At 67.9% G+C, this 18,094-nt stretch carries 15 protein-coding genes; 7 read left to right on the forward strand and 8 right to left on the reverse strand.

Going from position 1 to position 18,094, the window contains the following annotated elements; genetic code table 11:
- Positions 1 to 4: 4 nt before the first annotated feature.
- From DKG74_RS00740 to DKG74_RS00760, 5 genes are all read right to left on the reverse strand, one after another.
- Positions 5 to 1,270, reverse strand: a complete 1,266-nt coding sequence (locus tag DKG74_RS00740) for a peptidylprolyl isomerase (protein ID WP_165837464.1) — start codon at positions 1,268 to 1,270, stop codon at positions 5 to 7.
- Between the two features lie 195 nt (positions 1,271 to 1,465).
- Positions 1,466 to 3,679: an LPS-assembly protein LptD gene (locus DKG74_RS00745; protein WP_109901618.1), complete on the reverse strand. Its 2,214-nt coding sequence runs from the start codon at positions 3,677 to 3,679 to the stop codon at positions 1,466 to 1,468.
- Positions 3,679 to 4,785: an LPS export ABC transporter permease LptG gene (lptG, locus tag DKG74_RS00750; RefSeq protein WP_109901620.1), complete on the reverse strand. Its 1,107-nt coding sequence runs from the start codon at positions 4,783 to 4,785 to the stop codon at positions 3,679 to 3,681. Before lptG ends, DKG74_RS00745 begins: the two co-directional genes overlap by 1 nt.
- 1 nt (position 4,786) lies before the next feature.
- Entirely contained in the window at positions 4,787 to 5,914 is a 1,128-nt protein-coding gene (gene lptF, locus DKG74_RS00755; RefSeq protein WP_109901622.1) for an LPS export ABC transporter permease LptF, read from the reverse strand.
- A gap of 9 nt (positions 5,915 to 5,923) precedes the next feature.
- On the reverse strand, positions 5,924 to 7,465 hold the full coding sequence (locus DKG74_RS00760; RefSeq protein WP_109901624.1) for an ArnT family glycosyltransferase: 1,542 nt from the start codon (positions 7,463 to 7,465) through the stop codon (positions 5,924 to 5,926).
- Between the two features lie 123 nt (positions 7,466 to 7,588).
- Between DKG74_RS00760 and DKG74_RS00765 the strand changes: the two genes are divergently transcribed.
- The 4 genes from DKG74_RS00765 (at position 7,589) to DKG74_RS00780 (ending at position 11,025) form a co-directional block, all read left to right on the forward strand.
- Complete coding sequence (locus DKG74_RS00765; RefSeq protein ID WP_109902587.1) at positions 7,589 to 9,085, forward strand: leucyl aminopeptidase; 1,497 nt, start codon at positions 7,589 to 7,591, stop codon at positions 9,083 to 9,085.
- An 8-nt stretch (positions 9,086 to 9,093) separates the two neighbouring features.
- Positions 9,094 to 9,552, forward strand: coding sequence for a DNA polymerase III subunit chi (locus tag DKG74_RS00770; protein WP_109901626.1), 459 nt, complete (start codon positions 9,094 to 9,096; stop codon positions 9,550 to 9,552).
- Positions 9,553 to 9,650: 98 nt separating this feature from the next.
- Entirely contained in the window at positions 9,651 to 10,676 is a 1,026-nt protein-coding gene (locus tag DKG74_RS22380) for a methyl-accepting chemotaxis protein (protein WP_279340846.1), read from the forward strand.
- Between the two features lie 100 nt (positions 10,677 to 10,776).
- Positions 10,777 to 11,025, forward strand: a complete 249-nt coding sequence (locus DKG74_RS00780) for a hypothetical protein (RefSeq protein WP_109901630.1) — start codon at positions 10,777 to 10,779, stop codon at positions 11,023 to 11,025.
- 16 nt (positions 11,026 to 11,041) lie between these two features.
- On the opposite strand, the gene DKG74_RS00785 is transcribed toward DKG74_RS00780, so the two are convergent.
- A complete protein-coding gene (locus DKG74_RS00785) occupies positions 11,042 to 12,925 on the reverse strand; it encodes an ABC-F family ATP-binding cassette domain-containing protein (protein WP_109901632.1) in 1,884 nt (627 codons plus the stop codon).
- Between the two features lie 116 nt (positions 12,926 to 13,041).
- On the opposite strand from DKG74_RS00785, the gene ndk reads away from it, so the two are divergent.
- Positions 13,042 to 13,464 (forward strand): nucleoside-diphosphate kinase, encoded by a 423-nt coding sequence (gene ndk / locus DKG74_RS00790; RefSeq protein ID WP_109901634.1) that lies wholly within the window; start codon positions 13,042 to 13,044, stop codon positions 13,462 to 13,464.
- A gap of 100 nt (positions 13,465 to 13,564) precedes the next feature.
- Here ndk and DKG74_RS00795 read toward each other — a convergent pair whose 3' ends face one another.
- Positions 13,565 to 14,344 carry an NAD kinase gene (locus DKG74_RS00795; protein WP_109901636.1) on the reverse strand — a complete coding sequence of 260 codons (780 nt, stop codon included), beginning with the start codon at positions 14,342 to 14,344 and terminating at the stop codon, positions 13,565 to 13,567.
- 22 nt (positions 14,345 to 14,366) lie between these two features.
- Positions 14,367 to 15,401: a GTP 3',8-cyclase MoaA gene (gene moaA, locus DKG74_RS00800; RefSeq protein ID WP_109901638.1), complete on the reverse strand. Its 1,035-nt coding sequence runs from the start codon at positions 15,399 to 15,401 to the stop codon at positions 14,367 to 14,369.
- A gap of 106 nt (positions 15,402 to 15,507) precedes the next feature.
- Between moaA and glpK the strand changes: the two genes are divergently transcribed.
- Positions 15,508 to 17,028, forward strand: a complete 1,521-nt coding sequence (gene glpK / locus DKG74_RS00805) for a glycerol kinase GlpK (RefSeq protein WP_109902589.1) — start codon at positions 15,508 to 15,510, stop codon at positions 17,026 to 17,028.
- Positions 17,029 to 17,080: 52 nt separating this feature from the next.
- On the forward strand, positions 17,081 to 18,082 hold the full coding sequence (locus DKG74_RS00810; protein ID WP_109901640.1) for a patatin-like phospholipase family protein: 1,002 nt from the start codon (positions 17,081 to 17,083) through the stop codon (positions 18,080 to 18,082).
- The last annotated feature ends 12 nt before the right edge of the window (positions 18,083 to 18,094 follow it).

Raw genomic sequence — 18,094 nt, forward strand, 5'->3', positions numbered from 1 at the left:
GGGGTCAGCGGACTTCGATGGTCGCGGTCCGGCGCAGGTCGCGCAGATAGCGCCGCGCCAGCATGGCCATCTGCTGGTCCTCGAGGCTGCGCTGCACGGCGTCGCGCATCATCGCGTCCTGGGTCTGGTCGTCGCGGTCGCACAGGACGAGGAGATGCAGGCCGTCCGTGGAGCGCACCGGGCCGCCGGCCTCGCCGATGGCGAGTCCCTCGATGGCGTCGCGATATTCGACCGGCAGGTCCTTCACGTTCAGGCGCCCGACTTCGCCGAAGGTCGCGTCGGGCAGGCTGTCGAGCACGCTGCGCGGCACGGAGCAGCCCTTGATCGAGGCCTTGGCGTCGTTCAGCTCGGCGGTCAGGCGGTCGATGGTGGCGCTGTCGGCCGAGATATTGGCCGGCACGAACAGCTGCTTCAGCTCGACCAGGATCACTTCCGGCGGCGGCGGCGGCGTCTGGCGACGCTCGCGCAGGCCGATGATGTACCAGCCGCCCGAAGCCCGGACCGGCGGCGAAATCGAATTCACCTGCATCTGGCCAAGGGTATCGTCCAGTTCGCTCGACAGCTGGCCGGGCAGAATCCAGCCGATATCGCCGCCATTGGCGGCGGAGGGCGCCTGCGAATACTGCCGGGCGAGAGCCGAGAAACGGGCGCCGCCGCGAATCTGGTCGAACAGCTGCTGCGCCAGCATCTGGGCCGGGCGTTCCTGCTCCGGATTGTCGACCGCGATCATGATTTCGGACACGAGGCTTTCCGGCCGGCCGGCATTGGCCTTGATCCGGTCGATGGCAGCCTGGATCTGCTCGGCGCCGACCGACAGGCGGCCCTGATAGCGCCTCAGCACGACCTGATTCCAGGCCAGTTCCGCGGCCAGCTGACGCTTCAGCGTCGCGGCGGAGGTGCCGGCCTGCTTCATCAGCTGCTCGAACTGTTCGAGGGTCACCTTGTTGGAATCGAGCACCTGCTGGAAGCTCTGCTCGACCTGTTCCTTGGTGACGGTGACGCTCTGCTTGCGGGCTTCCTGCAGCTCCAGCGCCTCGTCGACGAGGGAGCGGAGCGCGGTCAGCCGGGCGGCTTTCGCGGCTTCGGGACTATAGGGCACGCCCGTCGTGACCAGCAGCAGGCGCACGCGCTGCTCGACGTCGAAGGCCGAAATCATCTCGTCATTCACGACCGCGGCGATGCCGACCTCGGCCGCCGCCGGAGGAGGAGCGGGCTCCCTCGTCCTTGTTGCCTGGGCCGCGGCACTGTCCGTCGTACCCGTGACTGCCACGGCCAAAGCCACTGCGTAGACCGCATTCAAGACATCAAAGCGCATTGTCGATCTATCTTCTGGTCGTTTGCCGGTCATAAGGACAAGGGCCGCCCGCGACGTGGCGCGGGCCGCAATTCAGCCCGCGCAGCATAGTCCCTGGGCGGCGGAAGGGAAAGCCCCGCGACTGCCGGTCCGCCGGGATGACGCGGGAGATTACATGCCAAGGTTGCGCAGCCGCAGCACGACATTCACGGAAGTGTCGGGCTCGATGTCGCGGTCGCGCGTCGTGTCGCGGCGATAGACGGTGCCGACCTCGATGCATTCGTCGGTGTAGAACAGGCCAAGGCCGGTCGACAGGGTCGAATTCGAATCATTCAGCCGCTGGCGGGTGTCGCCGTAAATGCTCCAGTACTCGGTCAGCTTGGCCTGGCCTGCGACATAGATTTCGTCGCGGTCGCTCTGGTTGGGCACGCCGCTCGGATCCTTGACCGAAGTATAGCCGATATAGGCCTGCACCCGCTTGCCGGTGATGATCGCCCGCAGGTCGTTCCGGTTGAACGACAGGTCGTCCTTGTCGAGACGGAAGTTGTGCTGGAGTTCGAGCCAGTAGGTCGGCGTGAAGGTGATGGCGCCGACGAAATCCGAGCGGGCGTGGCCGATGCCCGCACCCTCGTCATAGACTTCGTTGGTGTCGTTGAATTCATAGCTTTCGCCGAAGAACACCGAGAAGGTGGTGCCGTCGTCGCCGTAATAGGCGCTGCGCAGGCCATAGACGAAGCGCGAGCCCGAATCCCACCTGTCATAGCCGCTGAAGCGGTTGACGGCGAAGAGATTGGTGTCGTCGAACTCGAAGTTCTGGCTGTCCTCGTTCGAGATCTTGTTGGACAGGGGCACGCTGGGCGCCAGCACGAACTGGGCGATGGGTTCGATCACCTGCCGGCCGTGTTCGGTCGCGCGGACGAGGGGATAGCGCATTTCGAGCGACGCCTTGGGCAGGATGCGCCCGGTCGAACCCGAAAGATCGTTGCCGCTGCTGTCGTAGACGTCTTCGCTGTCGAAAATATCGCCCCGCACCGAGAGGTCGAGGGTGAAGACGGTGCCGAGATCGGTGATCCACGGCCGCTGCCAGGCGGCGCCCAGGCTGAAGCGGCGCTGGCTTTCGCCTTCGTCGCGGCTGATGGCGATGCCGCTGGCGGTCAGGTCGAGGCGGCCGCCGATGCTGTCCGGCTCGACGATCCAGCTGGCATAGCCGAGCGGCAGGACGAGGGGGGTCTTGCCCGGATCGGCCTGGCTGCGCAGGTCCTGGAAGCTGTAGCTGATGATCGAGGCATAGGACCGGCCGAAGAAGCCTTCGGCATAGAGGTCGGAGGTCAGGTAGTTGGGCGACGAGAAGTCGAAACGCTTCAGGTAAGTATCCGCCGTCGAGCGTTCGACATCGAAACCGACGCGCCAGTTGTCGTCGACCTGCCAGTCGCCCTGGGCGAAGATGTGGCCGCGGAAGGAATCCTCGCCGGTGTTGGTGCCGTCGTCCGCGTAATCGTTGCCATAGCCGGCGCTGAACTGCGCCAGCAGCTGACCCTTCGAATAGAGCTGACGGAAGTCGCCGGTGATGTAGCTGCCTTCCTTCGAGGTGTAATGCGGGGTCAGGGTCAGGTCGGTCGCATCGTCGATCGCCCAGAAATAGGGTGTCGCGATGTGATAGCCGAGGCGGCCGCTGCCGCCGACGCGGGGCGACAGGAAACCGCTGAGGCGCTTCACGCTCGGATCGGGATGGGAGAAATAGGGTGTGTAGGCGACCGGAACGCCGAAGACCTCGAAGGTCGCGTCCTCGTATTCGACCGTCTTCGCCGCCTGGTCGTGGGTCACCTTCACCGCCTTCACCTGCCACAGGGGCGGGCGCTCGGGATTGGCGACGCAGGGCAGGCAGGGGCTGTAGACCGCGTGGTCGAGGGTGGTCACATTGCCGTCGCGCCGGATGGCGCGCACCGCCGCGGCCCGCGAATCGTCGGAGAACAGCAGGCTGATGGTCTGGACGAAGCCGTCGCGCAGCTGGTCGTCCAGCTCAACGTAATCGGCGAACAGCACTTCACCCGTCGGCTCGAGCAGGGAGACGCTGCCGCTCGCGGCGACGATCCGGCTGTCCTCGAAATAGGTGATCTTGTCGGCCATCAGCACCCGCTCGCCCTGGGCGATCTCGACCTTGCCGGTGGCGGTGACCGTATGGGTGTTCGGGTTGTAGATGATCTCGTCGGCGATGATCTGGACCGGGCCTTCGGTGGTCGAGACCCCGCCCGGCAGGCTCTGCGCGACGGCCAGCGTCGGACCGCCGATGGCGACGAGGCCCAGCACCAGGGCAATGGCCGTCCGGTTGCGCAGGGTGCGCAGGCTCGGCCGGGTCATGTCGTTCATGGGGCGTCGGGCGGCCATCAACCATCTTCCATATGAAACAGCAACGAGATGCCCACCAGGGTCGCGGCGATCGCGGGGCCCCAGGCGGCCAGAATGATCGGAACACTTTCGGCGATGCCAAGGGCCCGGGCAATGTCGGAAACCACGAACAGCACGAATCCCGCGATGCCGCCGAGGCCGATCAGCATGGCGACGCCGCCGCGCCGCGAATTGCGCAGGGACACGGTCGCCGCGACCAGCACCATCGAGCACAGCACGAGCGGCAGCGAGGCGAGGCTGTGCCACTGCACGAGGTAGCGGGTCGAGGAGAAGCCGGCGGCCTCGAGCCGCTTGGCGAAATCGGGAATCGCCCAGAAGGAGATCGAATCGGGATTGGCCAGGCTCTGCTGGATGTCCTCGGGGTGCAGATTGGTCGCCAGGCGATAGACGGGAACGGCCTTGGCCTGACGGTCCGGCTCGATCAGCCAGACGTCGGACAGGGTCCAGACGTCGTTGTCGTATTTCGCGCTGAAGGCTTCCACCCGGCGCAGGAATTTCTCCTGCGGGTCGAACATGAAGACGACGACGGCGCTCAACCGCAGGCCGCCGTCCGAGGCGGCGAGGGCATGGATGACCGCGCTGCCCTGTTCGTCCGACTGGCGCAGCCAGATGCCGCTTTCGGTCACGGTGGAGAGCGAGGCCGAGGTGCCCTTGATGTAGAAGGATTCGAGCTGGCGGTAGTGGTAGTTCAGCGCCGCCGTCCACGGGTTGATGATGCCGACGGTGAAAATGCCGAGCAGCAGCGCGACCATCATCGGCGGCGCCAGGAACTGCCAGACCGACAGGCCGGCAGCCCGCGCGATGACGAGTTCGTTCGAGCGGGTCATGCGGGCGAAGGTCCACATGGCGCCGAACAGGCAGGCGAAGGGCAGGGCCATGGTGGCGAGGCCCGGCAGCTTCATCGCCGACATCTGCATCAGGGTCAGGAAATCGGCATCCTTGCCGGCGACGCGGGAGGCGCGGCGCGTCAGCTCGAGGAGATCGACCATGTAGATGAGGGCGATCACCGGCGCGAAGACGAGCGCGAGACCGGAAAGATAGCGCCGCATCATGTAGAGCGCGAAGACGGGGGCGAGGCGCAGCATCTCAGGCCACCTCGGTCTTCAGGGCGGGCGGCGCCTCGGTCGGCACCGTGCGTCGGGGCGGCCGCAGCACCCACAGGGCGACGAAAACCGCGGCCAGCGGCACGATATAGAGCAGCGGCGCCAGCGCCGGGGTCGAGGTGACGATGCCCGAGACGCCGAGTTCGCTGAGACGGAGCGCGAGGGCGAGCACGCCCGCGATGGCCGAGCGCAGGTATTTGCCCCGGCGCGAATATTCGCCCGACAGAAGGCCGCAGGCGGCGATGAGGGCGAGCGGCAGGGCATAGAGCGGCGACGACAGGCGCTTGTGCGCCTCGGTCAGCAGCTTGGCGGCATTTTCCTGATCGGCGGGCGTCGTATAGGGCGGCAGCAACTCGGTCAGGAACCGCTCGCCCGGCTTCAGCCAGCGGATGTCGTCGTCCCCGCCGAACGAGCCGAGATCGAGAACGTAACGCTCGAAACTGAGGTAGGAGCCCTTGCCGGTGAAAAGCTCGCTTTCCTGCCGGTTGCCGTTGACCAGCAGGACCTTGGTGCCATCGCCCTCGGGCAGCAGCATGCCGCGCTCGGCCATCATGGTGACCGCGGTATCGGCGCGCCGGGCGTCGTAGACGAGGATGCCGCGCAGCTCGCCCGTGCTCAGGCGCTCGCGGACATAGACCGTCAGGCCACCGGTCGGTTCGGTGAATTCACCGTCCTGCAGGAAGACAGCGGCGAGATCGCCGCGTATCTCCATGATTTCATTGCGGAAGGAACGCAGGCCGAGCGGCGTGACATAGACATTGAGGGCAAGCGAAATCGCCATGACCACCAGCGCCAGTTCGACCGCCGGCCGGATCAGGCGCCAGACCGAAATGCCCGAGGCGGACATGACGATCAGCTCGCTGTCCTGCCACAGGCGGTAGAAGGCGAACATCACGGCGCAGAACAGCGACAGAGGCAGGATCATCGACAAAGCGCCGGGGATCAGCAGGGCGGTCAGCTCGATCAGGGTCTGCAGCGACAGGCCCTTGTTCACGATCAGGTCGACGGTGCGCAGCGACTGGCCGACCAGCATCACGCCGGTCAGCATCAGCGTGAAGAAAATCATCGGGCCGGCGATCTGGCGCCTTATGTAGGAGGTCATCCGACTCATGGCGCGCGACTATAGCCTTCGCCCGGTGCGGGTGATAGAGCGGCAAGACCCCGCATCGCCCGACTTTCCGCCGAAGCCGCGCCCGACGAAGAGGTAATAGGTGCCCTTGGGATCGGCATAGGGCCGCATGTTGACCTCGACGGGCTCGCCCAGCGCCGTGAAGCGGGCGGCCAGCTCGGGCGGCAGGGTCTTCTGGCGCGTGACGACGACGGCATCGCAGCCGATGGCATCGGCGAGGTCGAGGACCATGGCGAAATGATCTTCCGGCGGCGCGCCTTCCGGCGACCAGCGCCGGATCAGGGCACCGCTGTCGCGCAAGTGATAGATGAGTTCGGCCGTCGCGCCGCGCTCGGTCGTGAGCACCGCCAGCGGGTGTTCGGGATCGGCGAGACGCAGCGCCTCGACCCGGTCCGCCAGCACGTCCCAGCCCCTGATCCAGCGGAAGGGGTCGGTCTGGCGCGACAATTCGAGGAAGGGCACATGGCCGACGGCAAGGCCGATGGCGATGACCGCGAAGGCCCCGCCGTGGAACCACAGCGCCGCCCGCAGCAGGCGCGGATAATCGAGCCGGACCAGCGCCGCGACGATCAGCACGCAAAGCGCGGGAAAGGCGACCGCCGCCCAATTGCCATGGGCACGTGACAGGAAGGCCTGCGCGATCAGCAGGGCGAGGATGGGCAGCGAAAACCAGGCGAGCAGCCGGATGCCCGGATCGCGGAACAGGCCGCGCGGCCGGACCAGGACGGCGACCAGCACGAGGGCGAAGACAGGCCCCAGAATCGCCACCTGATCGGCGAGGAAGTCGATCACGCCGGAAAAATTGCCGACATGCTGGCCGACGCTGGCGTTGGCGGCGGTGTGCTTGAAGGTCTCGAAGCCCGACAGCGCGTTCCAGACCAGATTGGGCGACAGCACGGCAAAGCCGACGACAATGGCCAGCAACAGGCCGCCGAAGGGGCGCCGACCTTTCGGCTGCAGCGCGACCAGGATCGCGGCCGGCACCATGAAATAGGCCATGGCATATTTCGCCAGCATCCCGATGCCGAGGAAGAGCCCGGTCGCCAGCCACCATTTCGCGCCCCGCAGCGCCAGCGCCCGCTCGAACGCCCAGAGCGCGCCGACCCAGGCCGTCAGCAGCAGGGGATCGGTCGAGACGATGAAGCCCGAGAAGGCGATGCCCGGCAATGTCGCGAAGGCGATCCCGGCGAGACGGCCAATGCGCACCCCGAACAGGTTGCGGGCGAAGAGATAGACGAAGATCGGCGCGATGCCATAGGCGAGGGGCGAGGCCGCCTTCACACAGGCGGAGATGTCGCCGCACAGCGCCGTCGTCCCGGCGATGGCCCAGCCGATCAGCGGCGGCTTGGAGAAATAGCCGAAGGCGAGGTCCTGCGCCCAGAACCAGTATTGCGCCTCGTCGAGATAGAGCGGCATGGCGCCGATCCACAGGACGGCGAGCCGCAGCATGGCAAGGCCGAGCGAAAGCAGGACGACGAGGCGCAGGGCCGCGCGGTCTTCCCTGTCGGCGGTCGGGGCGGGGGCGATGGTCATGCGCAGTCAATAGCCGGGCCATGCTCCGCTGTCGAGCGGGCTTCCCATTGGCCGCCGCGCGTACCAAGATGCGGCACGCCGGCCCCATGTCCGGCCAAGAAGCTTGCTGGAGTGATGATCACGATGAAGATCGCCTTTGCTGCGCCCGCGTTGCCGTCTTCGGGCACGGTTGCCGTTCTCGCCCTCGACGACAAGCTGCTCGGTCCTTCGGCCCAGACTCTCGACAAGATGTCCGGCGGCGCCATCGGCCGGGCCCTGGCCGCCAGCCGCTTCAAGGGCAAGCGCGGCGATATTCTGGAAGTGCTGGCCCCCGCCGGTCTCGAACTCGATCGGATCCTCGTCGCCGGCATCGGCAAGGCGGAGGCGCTCGATGCCCTTGCCGCGCAGGCGCTGGGCGGTGGCATTGCCGCGCGCCTTGCCCTCTCGGGCGAAACCACGGTGCAGCTCGTCGTCGACGAGATTGACGGCCTGCCCCTGCCGACCGCGGAGATTGCCGCTCATGTCGGTTATGGCGCCCTGCTGCGCTCCTATCGCTTCGACAAGTATCGGACCACCAAGAAGGCGGACGAGAAGCCGTCCCTCGCCAAGGTGGTGATCGGGGTCGAGAAGGACGGCGCCGCCAAGAAGGCGTTCCAGACCCTGGAAAAGATCGCCGACGGCGTGTTCTTCACCCGCGATCTCGTGTCCGAACCCGCCAATGTCATCTATCCCGAATCCCTCGCCAAACAGGCCAAGTCGCTGGAAAAGCTGGGCGTCGAGGTCGAGATCCTGGGCGAGGCGCAGATGCGCAAGCTCGGCATGGGCGCGCTGCTCGGCGTCGGTCAGGGCAGCGAGCGTGAAAGCCAGCTCGTCGTCATGCGCTGGCAGGGCGGCAAGGCCAAGGACGCGCCGGTCGCCTTCATCGGCAAGGGCGTGACTTTCGACACCGGCGGCATTTCGATCAAGCCGGCCGGCGGCATGGAAGAAATGAAGTGGGACATGGGCGGTGCCGGCACGGTGATCGGCCTGATGAAGGCGCTGGCCGGGCGCAAGGCCAAGGCCAATGTGGTCGGCGTCGTCGGCCTCGTCGAGAACATGCCCTCGGGCACGGCGCAGCGCCCGGGCGACGTCGTCACCTCGATGTCGGGCCAGACCATCGAAGTGATCAACACCGATGCCGAAGGCCGCCTCGTGCTGTCGGACGCCCTGTGGTACACGCAGGACCGCTTCAAGCCGCAGTTCATGATCGACCTCGCGACCCTGACCGGGGCCATCATCATCGCCCTCGGTCATGAATATGCCGGTCTGTTCTCGAACAGCGATGAACTGTCCGACCGCCTCGCCGCCGCCGGCAAGGCGACGGGCGAGGGCGTGTGGCGGATGCCGATGGGCGATGCCTACGACAAGCTGATCAACTGCGACATCGCCGACATGCAGAACACCGGGCAGGACCGCTCCGGTGGCTCGATCACGGCGGCGCAGTTCCTGCAGCGTTTCGTGAACGGCGTGCCCTGGGCCCATCTCGACATCGCCGGCACCGCCTGGACCAAGAAGGATCAGGCGACGGTGCCGCGCGGCGGCACGGGCTGGGGCGTGCGCCTGCTCGACCGGCTGGTCGCCGACCATTACGAAGGCAAGTAACCCGCCCGATGGCGGAAGTTTCCTTCTATCACCTCGAGGCGCGGCCGCTCGAATGGGCGTTGCCGCGCCTTCTCGCCCGCGTGATCGACGCCGGCCATCGCGCCGTCGTCGTCACCGGCAACGGGGAACGTCTGCCGTTTCTCGACGGCGCGCTGTGGACCTATGACGACCAGTCGTTCCTGCCCCACGGCCGGGCGCCCGACGACTTCGCCGCCGACGAGCCGGTCTGGCTGACCGCCGATCCCGCCGACCGGCCGAATGGCGCGCGCATCCTCGTCCTCGTCGACGGGGCCGAGCCTTCGGACTTCGGCCTGACCGACATCGACCGCTGCCTCGACATGTTCGACGGGCGGGACGAGACCGCCCTTGCCGCCGCGCGCAGGCGCTGGACCGGCTTTCGCCAAGCCGGCCACGCCGTCACCTACTGGCAGCAATCCGCCGAGGGACGCTGGGAGCGCAAGGCCTGAGCCCTGCGCCCTGCGACACAAGACCGCCAAAGGTATCAGAGGTCATGCCACCATTTTGGTGGTAATCCCTGATGCTGTTGCGGAGCGTGGGAGCGGCCATGGCGGATGTCAGCATTTCCTCCATCATCCAGAAGATCCAGTCGATGGTGGAACGCTTCGTTTCCATCAATGAGAAGATCGCCGGCCAGACCAATCTTCTCGCCCTGAACGCGACCATCGAGGCGGCCCGGGCGGGGGATGCCGGACGTGGCTTTGGCGTCGTCGCGGGCGAGGTGAAGCAACTGGCGAAACAGGCGGCGGAGAATTCCAAGGAACTCCGCACCCACGTCATTCACGAAATCCAGGCCCAGACCGCCGTCCTGCAGGGCCAGTTCGACGACAAGGAGCGCCAGCGCCTGGCCGAGATGGCCCAGACGCTCGTCCAGCTCATCGTGCGCAATCTCTATGAACGGACGGCGGACGTGCGCTGGTGGGCGGCCGATGAAGCCTTGTGCCGCGCGCTCGAAACCCTGGCGCCGGACGCGCTCGATCATGCGGCTTCCCGTCTTGGCCTCATCAACCGTTTCTATTCGGTCTATGTCGATCTGGTCCTGACCGACCGCCGGGGCCAGGTCGTCGCCTCTTCGGCCGGGCGGCGCTTTCCCCGCCTGCTCGGGGCGCAGCTCGGCGAGATGCACTGGGTGAACCGGGCACTCGCCACCCGGAGCGGCGACGACTATGTGGTCGACGAGATTTTCCGCGATCCGCTGCACGACAGCCGCACGGTCGCCGTTTACGCGACGGCGGTGCGGGCGGGCGGACGCATCGACGGCGCGCCGCTCGGCGTGCTTGGGGTCTTCTTCGACTGGCAGGATCAGGCCCGGGTGATCGTGCGCGACGAGCCCAGCCTCAGCGAGGAGGAATGGCGCCACTCACAGGTCCTGCTGCTCGACCATTCGCTGCGCGTCATCGCCGCCTCCGACGACAACGGCCTGCTCGGCCATTTCCCGCTCGACCACGGCGGCCGGCAGAAGGGCTTCTATGTCGCCGCCAACGGCGATCTGGTCGCCTTCGCGCGGACCCTCGGTTATCAGGAATACGATGGCCTCGGCTGGTATGGGGTGATTGTGCGCCGGCCCGGGTGACGGCGCGAAAACGAGAACAAAACGTGAAAAATACCCTTGTGCGGCGCTCGGCTTCGTGAGAGAACGAATATGGAACAAACGCGACAAGGGGAAAACGGCGATGATGCAGGCGGCTTTCGATCGGGCGTTGGTGTTTCTGGCCTGGGCCTGTCGCCCGGCGCTGTTCCTGTTTCCCCTGCTGGTGGTCGCCGAAATCGCCGGTTACATCCCGTCGGAAGTGACGATCCCCTTCGCCGCCATGGCCGCGATCCATGCCGCCGGGCGCAAGGCCTGGCTGGCCAGCCGCCGCCGCCCGGGGGTGGAGCGGGTGGTGGGCTGGGCCGCTGCCCGGCCGGTGACGCAGGCGTGATGCCTGGCGCCGCCGGTCAGCCGGCGGCGTCCATCGCTTCCAGTTCCTCGTGCAGGGCCAGCCATTCGTTCTCGGCCGTTTCCTGCGCCTTGAGCAGCTCGCCGCGCTTCTTGCCGAGGTCGGTCATGCGCCCGGCGTTGTTGTAGGTCTTGGGGTCGGCCATGTCGGCCTCGATCGAGGCGAGTTCGACGCCCAGTTTCTCGATCCGGCTTTCCGCCGCCTTGATCTTCTTCATCAGGGGGGCGCGGGCCTCGCGGGCGCGGGCCGCCTCGCGCCGGGCTTCCTTGCGGTCGCCCGCGCCGGCATCGCCCGCCAATTTCACCGGCCCATCCTCGAACGCCCCGGCGAGGACGAGGCGGCGGTAATCTTCCATGTCGCCGTCGAAGGCTTTCACCGTGCCGCCCGAAACCAGCCACAGCCGGTCGGCGCAGGCTTCGATCAGGTGGCGGTCGTGGCTGATCAGGATGACCGCGCCGGCGTAATCGTTCACCGCCTCGACCAGGGCTTCGCGCGCCTGGATGTCGAGGTGGTTGGTCGGCTCGTCGAGGATGATCATGTTGGGCGCGTCGACCGCCATCATGGCAAAGAGCAGACGGGCCTTCTCGCCGCCCGACAGCCGGCCGACCTCATTGTCGGCGAGGGTGGCGCCGAAGCCGAAGGCGCCCAGCCGGCCGCGCACCTCGGTCGGGCTGGCCTTGGGCAGCAGGGCCTGCATGTGCTGGACCGGGGTCTCGTTCAGGCGGAATTCGTCCTGCTGGTGCTGGGCGAAGAAACCGGGGCGGAGCTTGGGCGCCCGGTGCATCTCGCCCGAGACCGGGGTCAGGCGCCCGGCGATCAGCTTGGCCAGGGTCGACTTGCCGTTGCCGTTGGAGCCGAGGAGGGCGATGCGGTCGTCGGGGTCGATGCGCAGGTTCAGGCCCCGCAACACCGGCGGGCGGCCCTCATAGGCGACGGCGGCATTGTCGATGGTGACGACCGGCGGCGCCAGTTCGTCCTTGCAGGGGAAACGGAACTCCACGCGGGTTTCGCCCGGCAGCTCGGGCAGGGGCTCCATCTTCTCGATCATCTTCAGGCGGGCCTGCGCCTGTTTCGCCTTCGAGGCCTTGAAGCGGAAGCGGTCGACGAAGCTCTGCAGATGCTTGCGTGCCGCTTCCTGCTTGCCGCGCTGGGCTTCGAGATTGGCCAGCTGTTCCGCCCGCGTCTTCACGAAACGGTCGAAGCCACCGGAATAGAGCGTCATCTTGCCATGGTCGAGATGCAGGATGGCGCCGACCGCCTTGTTCAGGAGGTCGCGGTCGTGGGAGACGATGATCAGCGTCCGCGGATAGCGGGCGAGGAAATCCTCCAGCCACAGCGTGCCTTCGAGGTCGAGGTAATTGGTCGGCTCGTCGAGCAGCAGGAGGTCCGGCTCGGAAAACAGCACGGCGGCGAGGGCGACGCGCATCCGCCAGCCGCCCGAGAAGCTGCGCATCGGCCGGCCCTGCGCTTCCGGGTCGAAGCCGAGGCCGGCGAGGATGCGCTGGGCGCGGGCGGGGCCGGCATGGGCACCGATGGCGGCGAGGCGCTCGTGAATCTCGGCGAGGCGATGGCCGTCCGTCTCGGTTTCCGCTTCCGCCATCAGGCGGGCGCGTTCCTGATCGCCGGCCAGGACGACATCGGTCGGCGTCTCGTCGCCGCCCGGCGCTTCCTGGGCGACGGTGCCGATGCGCGCGCCGCGGTCGAGCGAGATGGTGCCGTCGTCGGCGTGAATCTGGCCAAGGATCAGGCGCAGCAGCGTCGACTTGCCGGCGCCATTGTGCCCGACCAGGCCGATCCGGTGGCCGTCGGGGATCATCGCGCTGGCGCCGTCGAGGATGGTGCGCCCGGCGATGCGATAGGTGAGACCGTCAATCCGTAACATGGCGCGGCTAATAGCACGGCGGCCGGGTGCCCATAAAGCGCCGCAGTTGCCAGTCGGGCGGGCGTCGGTTAAAAGGCGCCCACCGAATTGCCGTCCAAGTCGAAATGGAGCCTGTCATGGCCGTCGAACGCACTCTCTCGATCATCAAGCCGGATGCCACCCGCCGCAACCTGACCGGCAAGGTCAACGCCAAGTTCGAGGACGCGGGCCTGCGCATCGTCGCGCAGAAGCGCGTTCAGCTGACCAAGGCCCAGGCCGAAGGCTTCTACGCCGTTCACGCCGCGCGTCCCTTCTTCGGCTCGCTGGTCGATTTCATGATCTCCGGCCCGGTTGTGGTCCAGGTTCTCGAAGGCGAGGGCGCGGTCCTGAAGAACCGCGACGTCATGGGCGCCACCAACCCGGCCAATGCCGCCGAAGGCACCATCCGCAAGGAATTCGCCGAGTCGATCGAAGCCAATTCGGTCCATGGTTCGGACAGCGCCGAGAACGCGGCGATCGAAATCGCCTATTTCTTCGCCCAGACCGAAATCGTCGGCTGACGCGCCCGGCGCCCCCGGCCTGGGGGCGCCATCCGCGCCCGATCAACTGACAGGGCGCCATCCGCGCCCGAACAGATGAAGGGGCGCCATCCGCGCCCGATCAGGGCGCGAACTGCTCGGTCAGGATGCGCTCGCCCAGCGCGCCGCCCGGATCGAACAGCAGTTTCAGGGTCACCTCGCGGTCTTCCGCGATCTCCACTTCCGCGACATTGCGCACTTCGCTGTTGTCCGCGACGGCCGAGACCGGCCGCTTGCCCGGCTCGAGCACTTCGAGCCGCACCACCGCCTCGTGCTGAAGCAGCGCGCCGCGCCAGCGCCGCGGCCGGAAGGCGCTGATCGGGGTCAGGGCCAGAACCCCGGCATCGAGCGGCAGGATCGGGCCATGGGCCGAGAGATTATAGGCCGTGCTGCCCGCCGGTGTGGCCAGCAGGATACCGTCGCAGGTCAGGGATTCGAGCCGCATCCGCCCGTCGACGAAGATGCGCAGCTTGGCCGCCTGATGGGTCTCGCGGAACAGCGAGACCTCGTTGATGGCGAGGGCATCATGGATACGCCCGTCCTGCCCGCGCGCCTTCATGCGCAAAGGGTGCAGCGATGACGATTCCGCGACCGACAGGCGCAGCAGGAGATCGTCCTCGGCGTAAGGGTTCATCAAAAAGCCGAGGGTGCCCTGGTTCATGCCGTAGATCGGCAGCGGGTTATCGACGAAATCGCCCGACATGATCCGGTGCAGGCAGGACAGCATCAGCCCGTCGCCGCCAAGGCCGACGATGACATCGGCATTGTCGCCCGCCTCGCCATAGCGTTTGCGCAGGCGGGCGAGGGCTGCCTGGGCGTCCGGCGCGTCGGAGGCGATGAAGGTGATGCGTTCGCGGGGCATGGCTGGGGCGCTTCCGGGCGGATCAGCCGCCGGTGGTGTTCATGTGGCGGGCCACCGCGGGGGCGGCGCCCGGCCGGTCGATGATGAAATCATGGCCTTTGGGCTTGCGGGCGATGGCGGCGCGGATCGCCGCCTGCAGTTCGTCGTCCGTGGCGCCGCCGCGCAGCACGGCGCGCAGGTCGGCGGCATCGTCCTGACCGAGGCAGAGATAGAGCGTGCCGGTGCAGGTCAGGCGCACCCGGTTGCAGCTTTCGCAGAAATTATGGGACATCGGCGTGATGAAGCCGATGCGCCGCCCGGTTTCGGCGACGGCGACATAGCGCGCCGGCCCGCCGGTGCGATGCCCGCTCGGCGTCATCGCATAACGGCTGGCGATCCGCTCCCGCACCGCCGACAGGGGCAGGTAGTGATCGGTACGGTCGCCGTCGATATCGCCCATGGGCATGGTTTCGATGAAGGTGATGTCCATGCCCCGGCCGTGGGCGAAGGCGACGAGGGGCAGGATCTGCTCCTCGTTGATGCCTTTCAGGGCGACGGCGTTCAGCTTCACCGCGATGCCGGCTGCTTGCGCCGCGCGGATACCGTCCAGCACCGGGCCGAGTTCGCCCCGGCGGGTGATCCGGCGGAAGTCGTCGGGATCGAGGGTGTCGAGGCTGACATTCACCCGCCGGATGCCGGCGGCCGCCATCTCGCCGGCGAACCGCGCCAGCTGGCTGCCATTGGTGGTCATGGTGATTTCATCGAGCGCGCCGCTGCGCAGGTGGCGCGACAGGCTGCGCAGCAGGTCCATCAGGCCCCGGCGCACCAGGGGCTCCCCGCCGGTCAGGCGCAGGCGCTTGAGGCCAAGGGCGACGAAGGCCGAGCACAGGCGGTCCAGTTCCTCGAGAGACAGGATTTCCGCCTTGGGCAGGAAGGTCATGGCCTCCGCCATGCAATATTGGCAGCGGAAATCGCAGCGGTCGGTGACCGAGACGCGCAGGTAAGTGATCGGCCGCAGGAACGGGTCGATCAGCGGCGCGGCCAGGGCTCGGTCGAGACGGGGCAGGTTTCCATCCATCGCCCCTATATGGCATGGAAATCGCGGCGCCGCCATGGCCGCCGGCTTGACCTTTCGGGCCGATGCCGGAACCATCCCGCGCCAAGACAAAGTGGGGGAGAAAGCGATGGCGCGGCATCTACTGGCGATTGATCAGGGCACGACCTCGACGCGGGCGATCCTCTTCGCCGCCGACGGCACGCCGGTGATGGAAGCCCGCCGCGACCTGCGCCAGATCTATCCCGCCGAGGGCTGGGTCGAGCATGACGGCGAGGATATCTGGCAGGCCGTGCTCGATACGGTGCGCGAAGTCCTTGCCCGCGCCGGGCTCGCCGCCCGCGATATCGCCGCCATCGGCATCACCAACCAGCGCGAGACGACGCTGGTGTGGGAGCGCAGGACCGGCCGCCTGCTGCATCACGCCATCGTCTGGCAGGACCGCCGCACCGCCGAGACCTGCGCCCGGCTCCGCGCCGACGGGGCGGAGACCCTGGTCGCCGCCCGCACTGGCCTGGTCGTCGATCCCTATTTCTCGGGCACCAAGCTCGCCTGGGTGCTGCAGCATGTGCCGGAAGCCCGGTTGCTGGCGGCGCAGGGCGAACTCGCCTTCGGCACCGTCGACAGTTTCCTTCTGTGGCGGCTCACGGGCGGCGCGGTCCATGCGACCGACGCGACCAATGCCGCCCGTACCCTGCTGTTCGATATCCATCGCGGTGTCTGGGACGAGGATTTGCTCGCCCTGCTCGACGTGCCGGCCAGTCTCCTGCCGGAAGTCCGTCCTTCCGCCGGGGATTTCGGCGCGACCCTGCCCGATCTGTTCGGCGCCGCTATTCCCGTGCGCGGCATCGCGGGCGACCAGCAGGCGGCCGGGGTGGGGCAGGCCTGTCTTGCGCCCGGCGCGATCAAGGCGACCTATGGCACGGGCTGCTTCGTCCTCGTCAACACGGGGGATAAGGCCATCGCCTCCCGGCATCGTCTGCTCTCGACCGTCGCGCTCGATCTCGGCGGGCGGCGGACCTATGCCCTCGAAGGCTCGATCTTCGTCGCCGGGGCGGCGGTGCAATGGCTGCGCGACGGGCTGCATCTGTTCAAGGGCGCGGCCGAGACCGAGGCCTTGGCGCGGGCCGCCCGGCCGCAGGCGCAGGTCCATATGGTGCCGGCCTTCACCGGCCTCGGCGCGCCCCATTGGGACCCGGAGGCGCGGGGGGCCATCCTTGGCCTCACCCGCGATACCGGCATCGCCGAGATCGTGCGCGCCACCCTCGAATCCGTCGCCTTCCAGACCCGCGACCTGATGGAGGCGATCGGCAACGACCTCGCGGCCGAGGGCCGGCCGCGCCCCGCCTCGCTGCGGGTCGACGGCGGCATGGTGGTGAACGACTGGGCCATGCAGTTTCTCGCCGACATGCTGGGCATTCCGGTCGAGCGGCCGAAGGTGACCGAGACGACGGCGCTGGGAGCCGCCTTCCTGGCCGGGCTCGGCTGCGGGCTGTTCGCCGAACCCGCCGAGATATCGGCGGCGTGGCGGCTGGAGCGGCGCTTCGAGCCGCGCATGAGCGCGGACGAGCGGGCCGCGCGCTGGCAGGGCTGGCAGGCGGCGGTGAGCCGCGTGCTGTCGCATGGCGGACCTGCGCCCGCCCCGCGTTGACCGGCCGGGGGCCGCTTCCTAGCATTCACGGCACCGTCGGACGGGGAGGGCGATGACCGCACAGGGGCAGACGCAGGATGCGGTGGCGGCGCTGATCGCCGCGCGGCGGCGTGACGGCTCCCGTCCCGGGGCGCGGCGCGACCCCCATCGCCTCGCCCTCGTCATCGAAGGCGGCGGGATGCGCGGCGTCATCGCCGGGGGCATGGTCTCGGCCATCGAACATCTCGGTTTTGTCGATGTCTTCGACGCGGTCTATGGCACCTCGGCCGGGGCTTGCGCCGGGGCCTGGCTGCTGGCCGGGCAGGCGGTGCAGGGCACGCGCATCTTCTTCGAGGATATCAACAATCCGCGCTTCATCCGGCTTGGCCGGGCGCTCATCCGCCGGCCGGTGCTGAACACGGATTACCTGATCGACCATGTGCTGACCGATCTGCGCCCGCTGGACGTCGCGCGTTTCCTGCACGCGCCCATTCCCCTGACCATGATGGCGACCGATGTCGAAAGCGGGCGGCCGGTGGCCTTGCGCGATTTCGCCGATGTCGGTGCCGTCATGGCGGCGCTGAAGGCGACGACGAGGCTGCCCCTCGTCGGTGGACGGCCGGTGCCGGGGCCGGACGGGCGCCTGCTGGTCGATGGCGCCCTGACCGCGCCCCTGCCCATCGACATCGCGGAGGCGGATGGGGCGAGCCATATCCTCGTCCTCTCGACCCGGCCGGACGTGACGACACTGGATGGCGGGCCCAGCCGGGGCTGGTTCGCCCGGCTGCTCGCCCGTCATGTCTCGCCCGCGGTGGCGCGGGCCTATCTCGAGCGGCCGCTGGTCCATGGCGCGCTGCTCGCCCGGCTGTCCGCGCCGCAAGCGCCGGGTCGCGCCTTCATCGCGGTGGTGCGGCCGGCCGGGCGGGGCCGCAAGGTCGGCAAGACCGAGCGGCGGCGCCTGCGCCTCGTCGGCGGGGCGGAGGCGGGCTGGCGGGCCATGATGCGCTGGCTCGATCTCGCCATGCCGTCGCCGTTCCGGCGCAAACGGATATTCGCCCGCAAGGGCAGCAGTTGAACGGGGAAGGAC

The sequence above is a fragment of the Zavarzinia aquatilis genome (genome assembly GCF_003173035.1).
GTDB classification, from domain to species: Bacteria; Pseudomonadota; Alphaproteobacteria; order Zavarziniales; family Zavarziniaceae; genus Zavarzinia; species Zavarzinia aquatilis.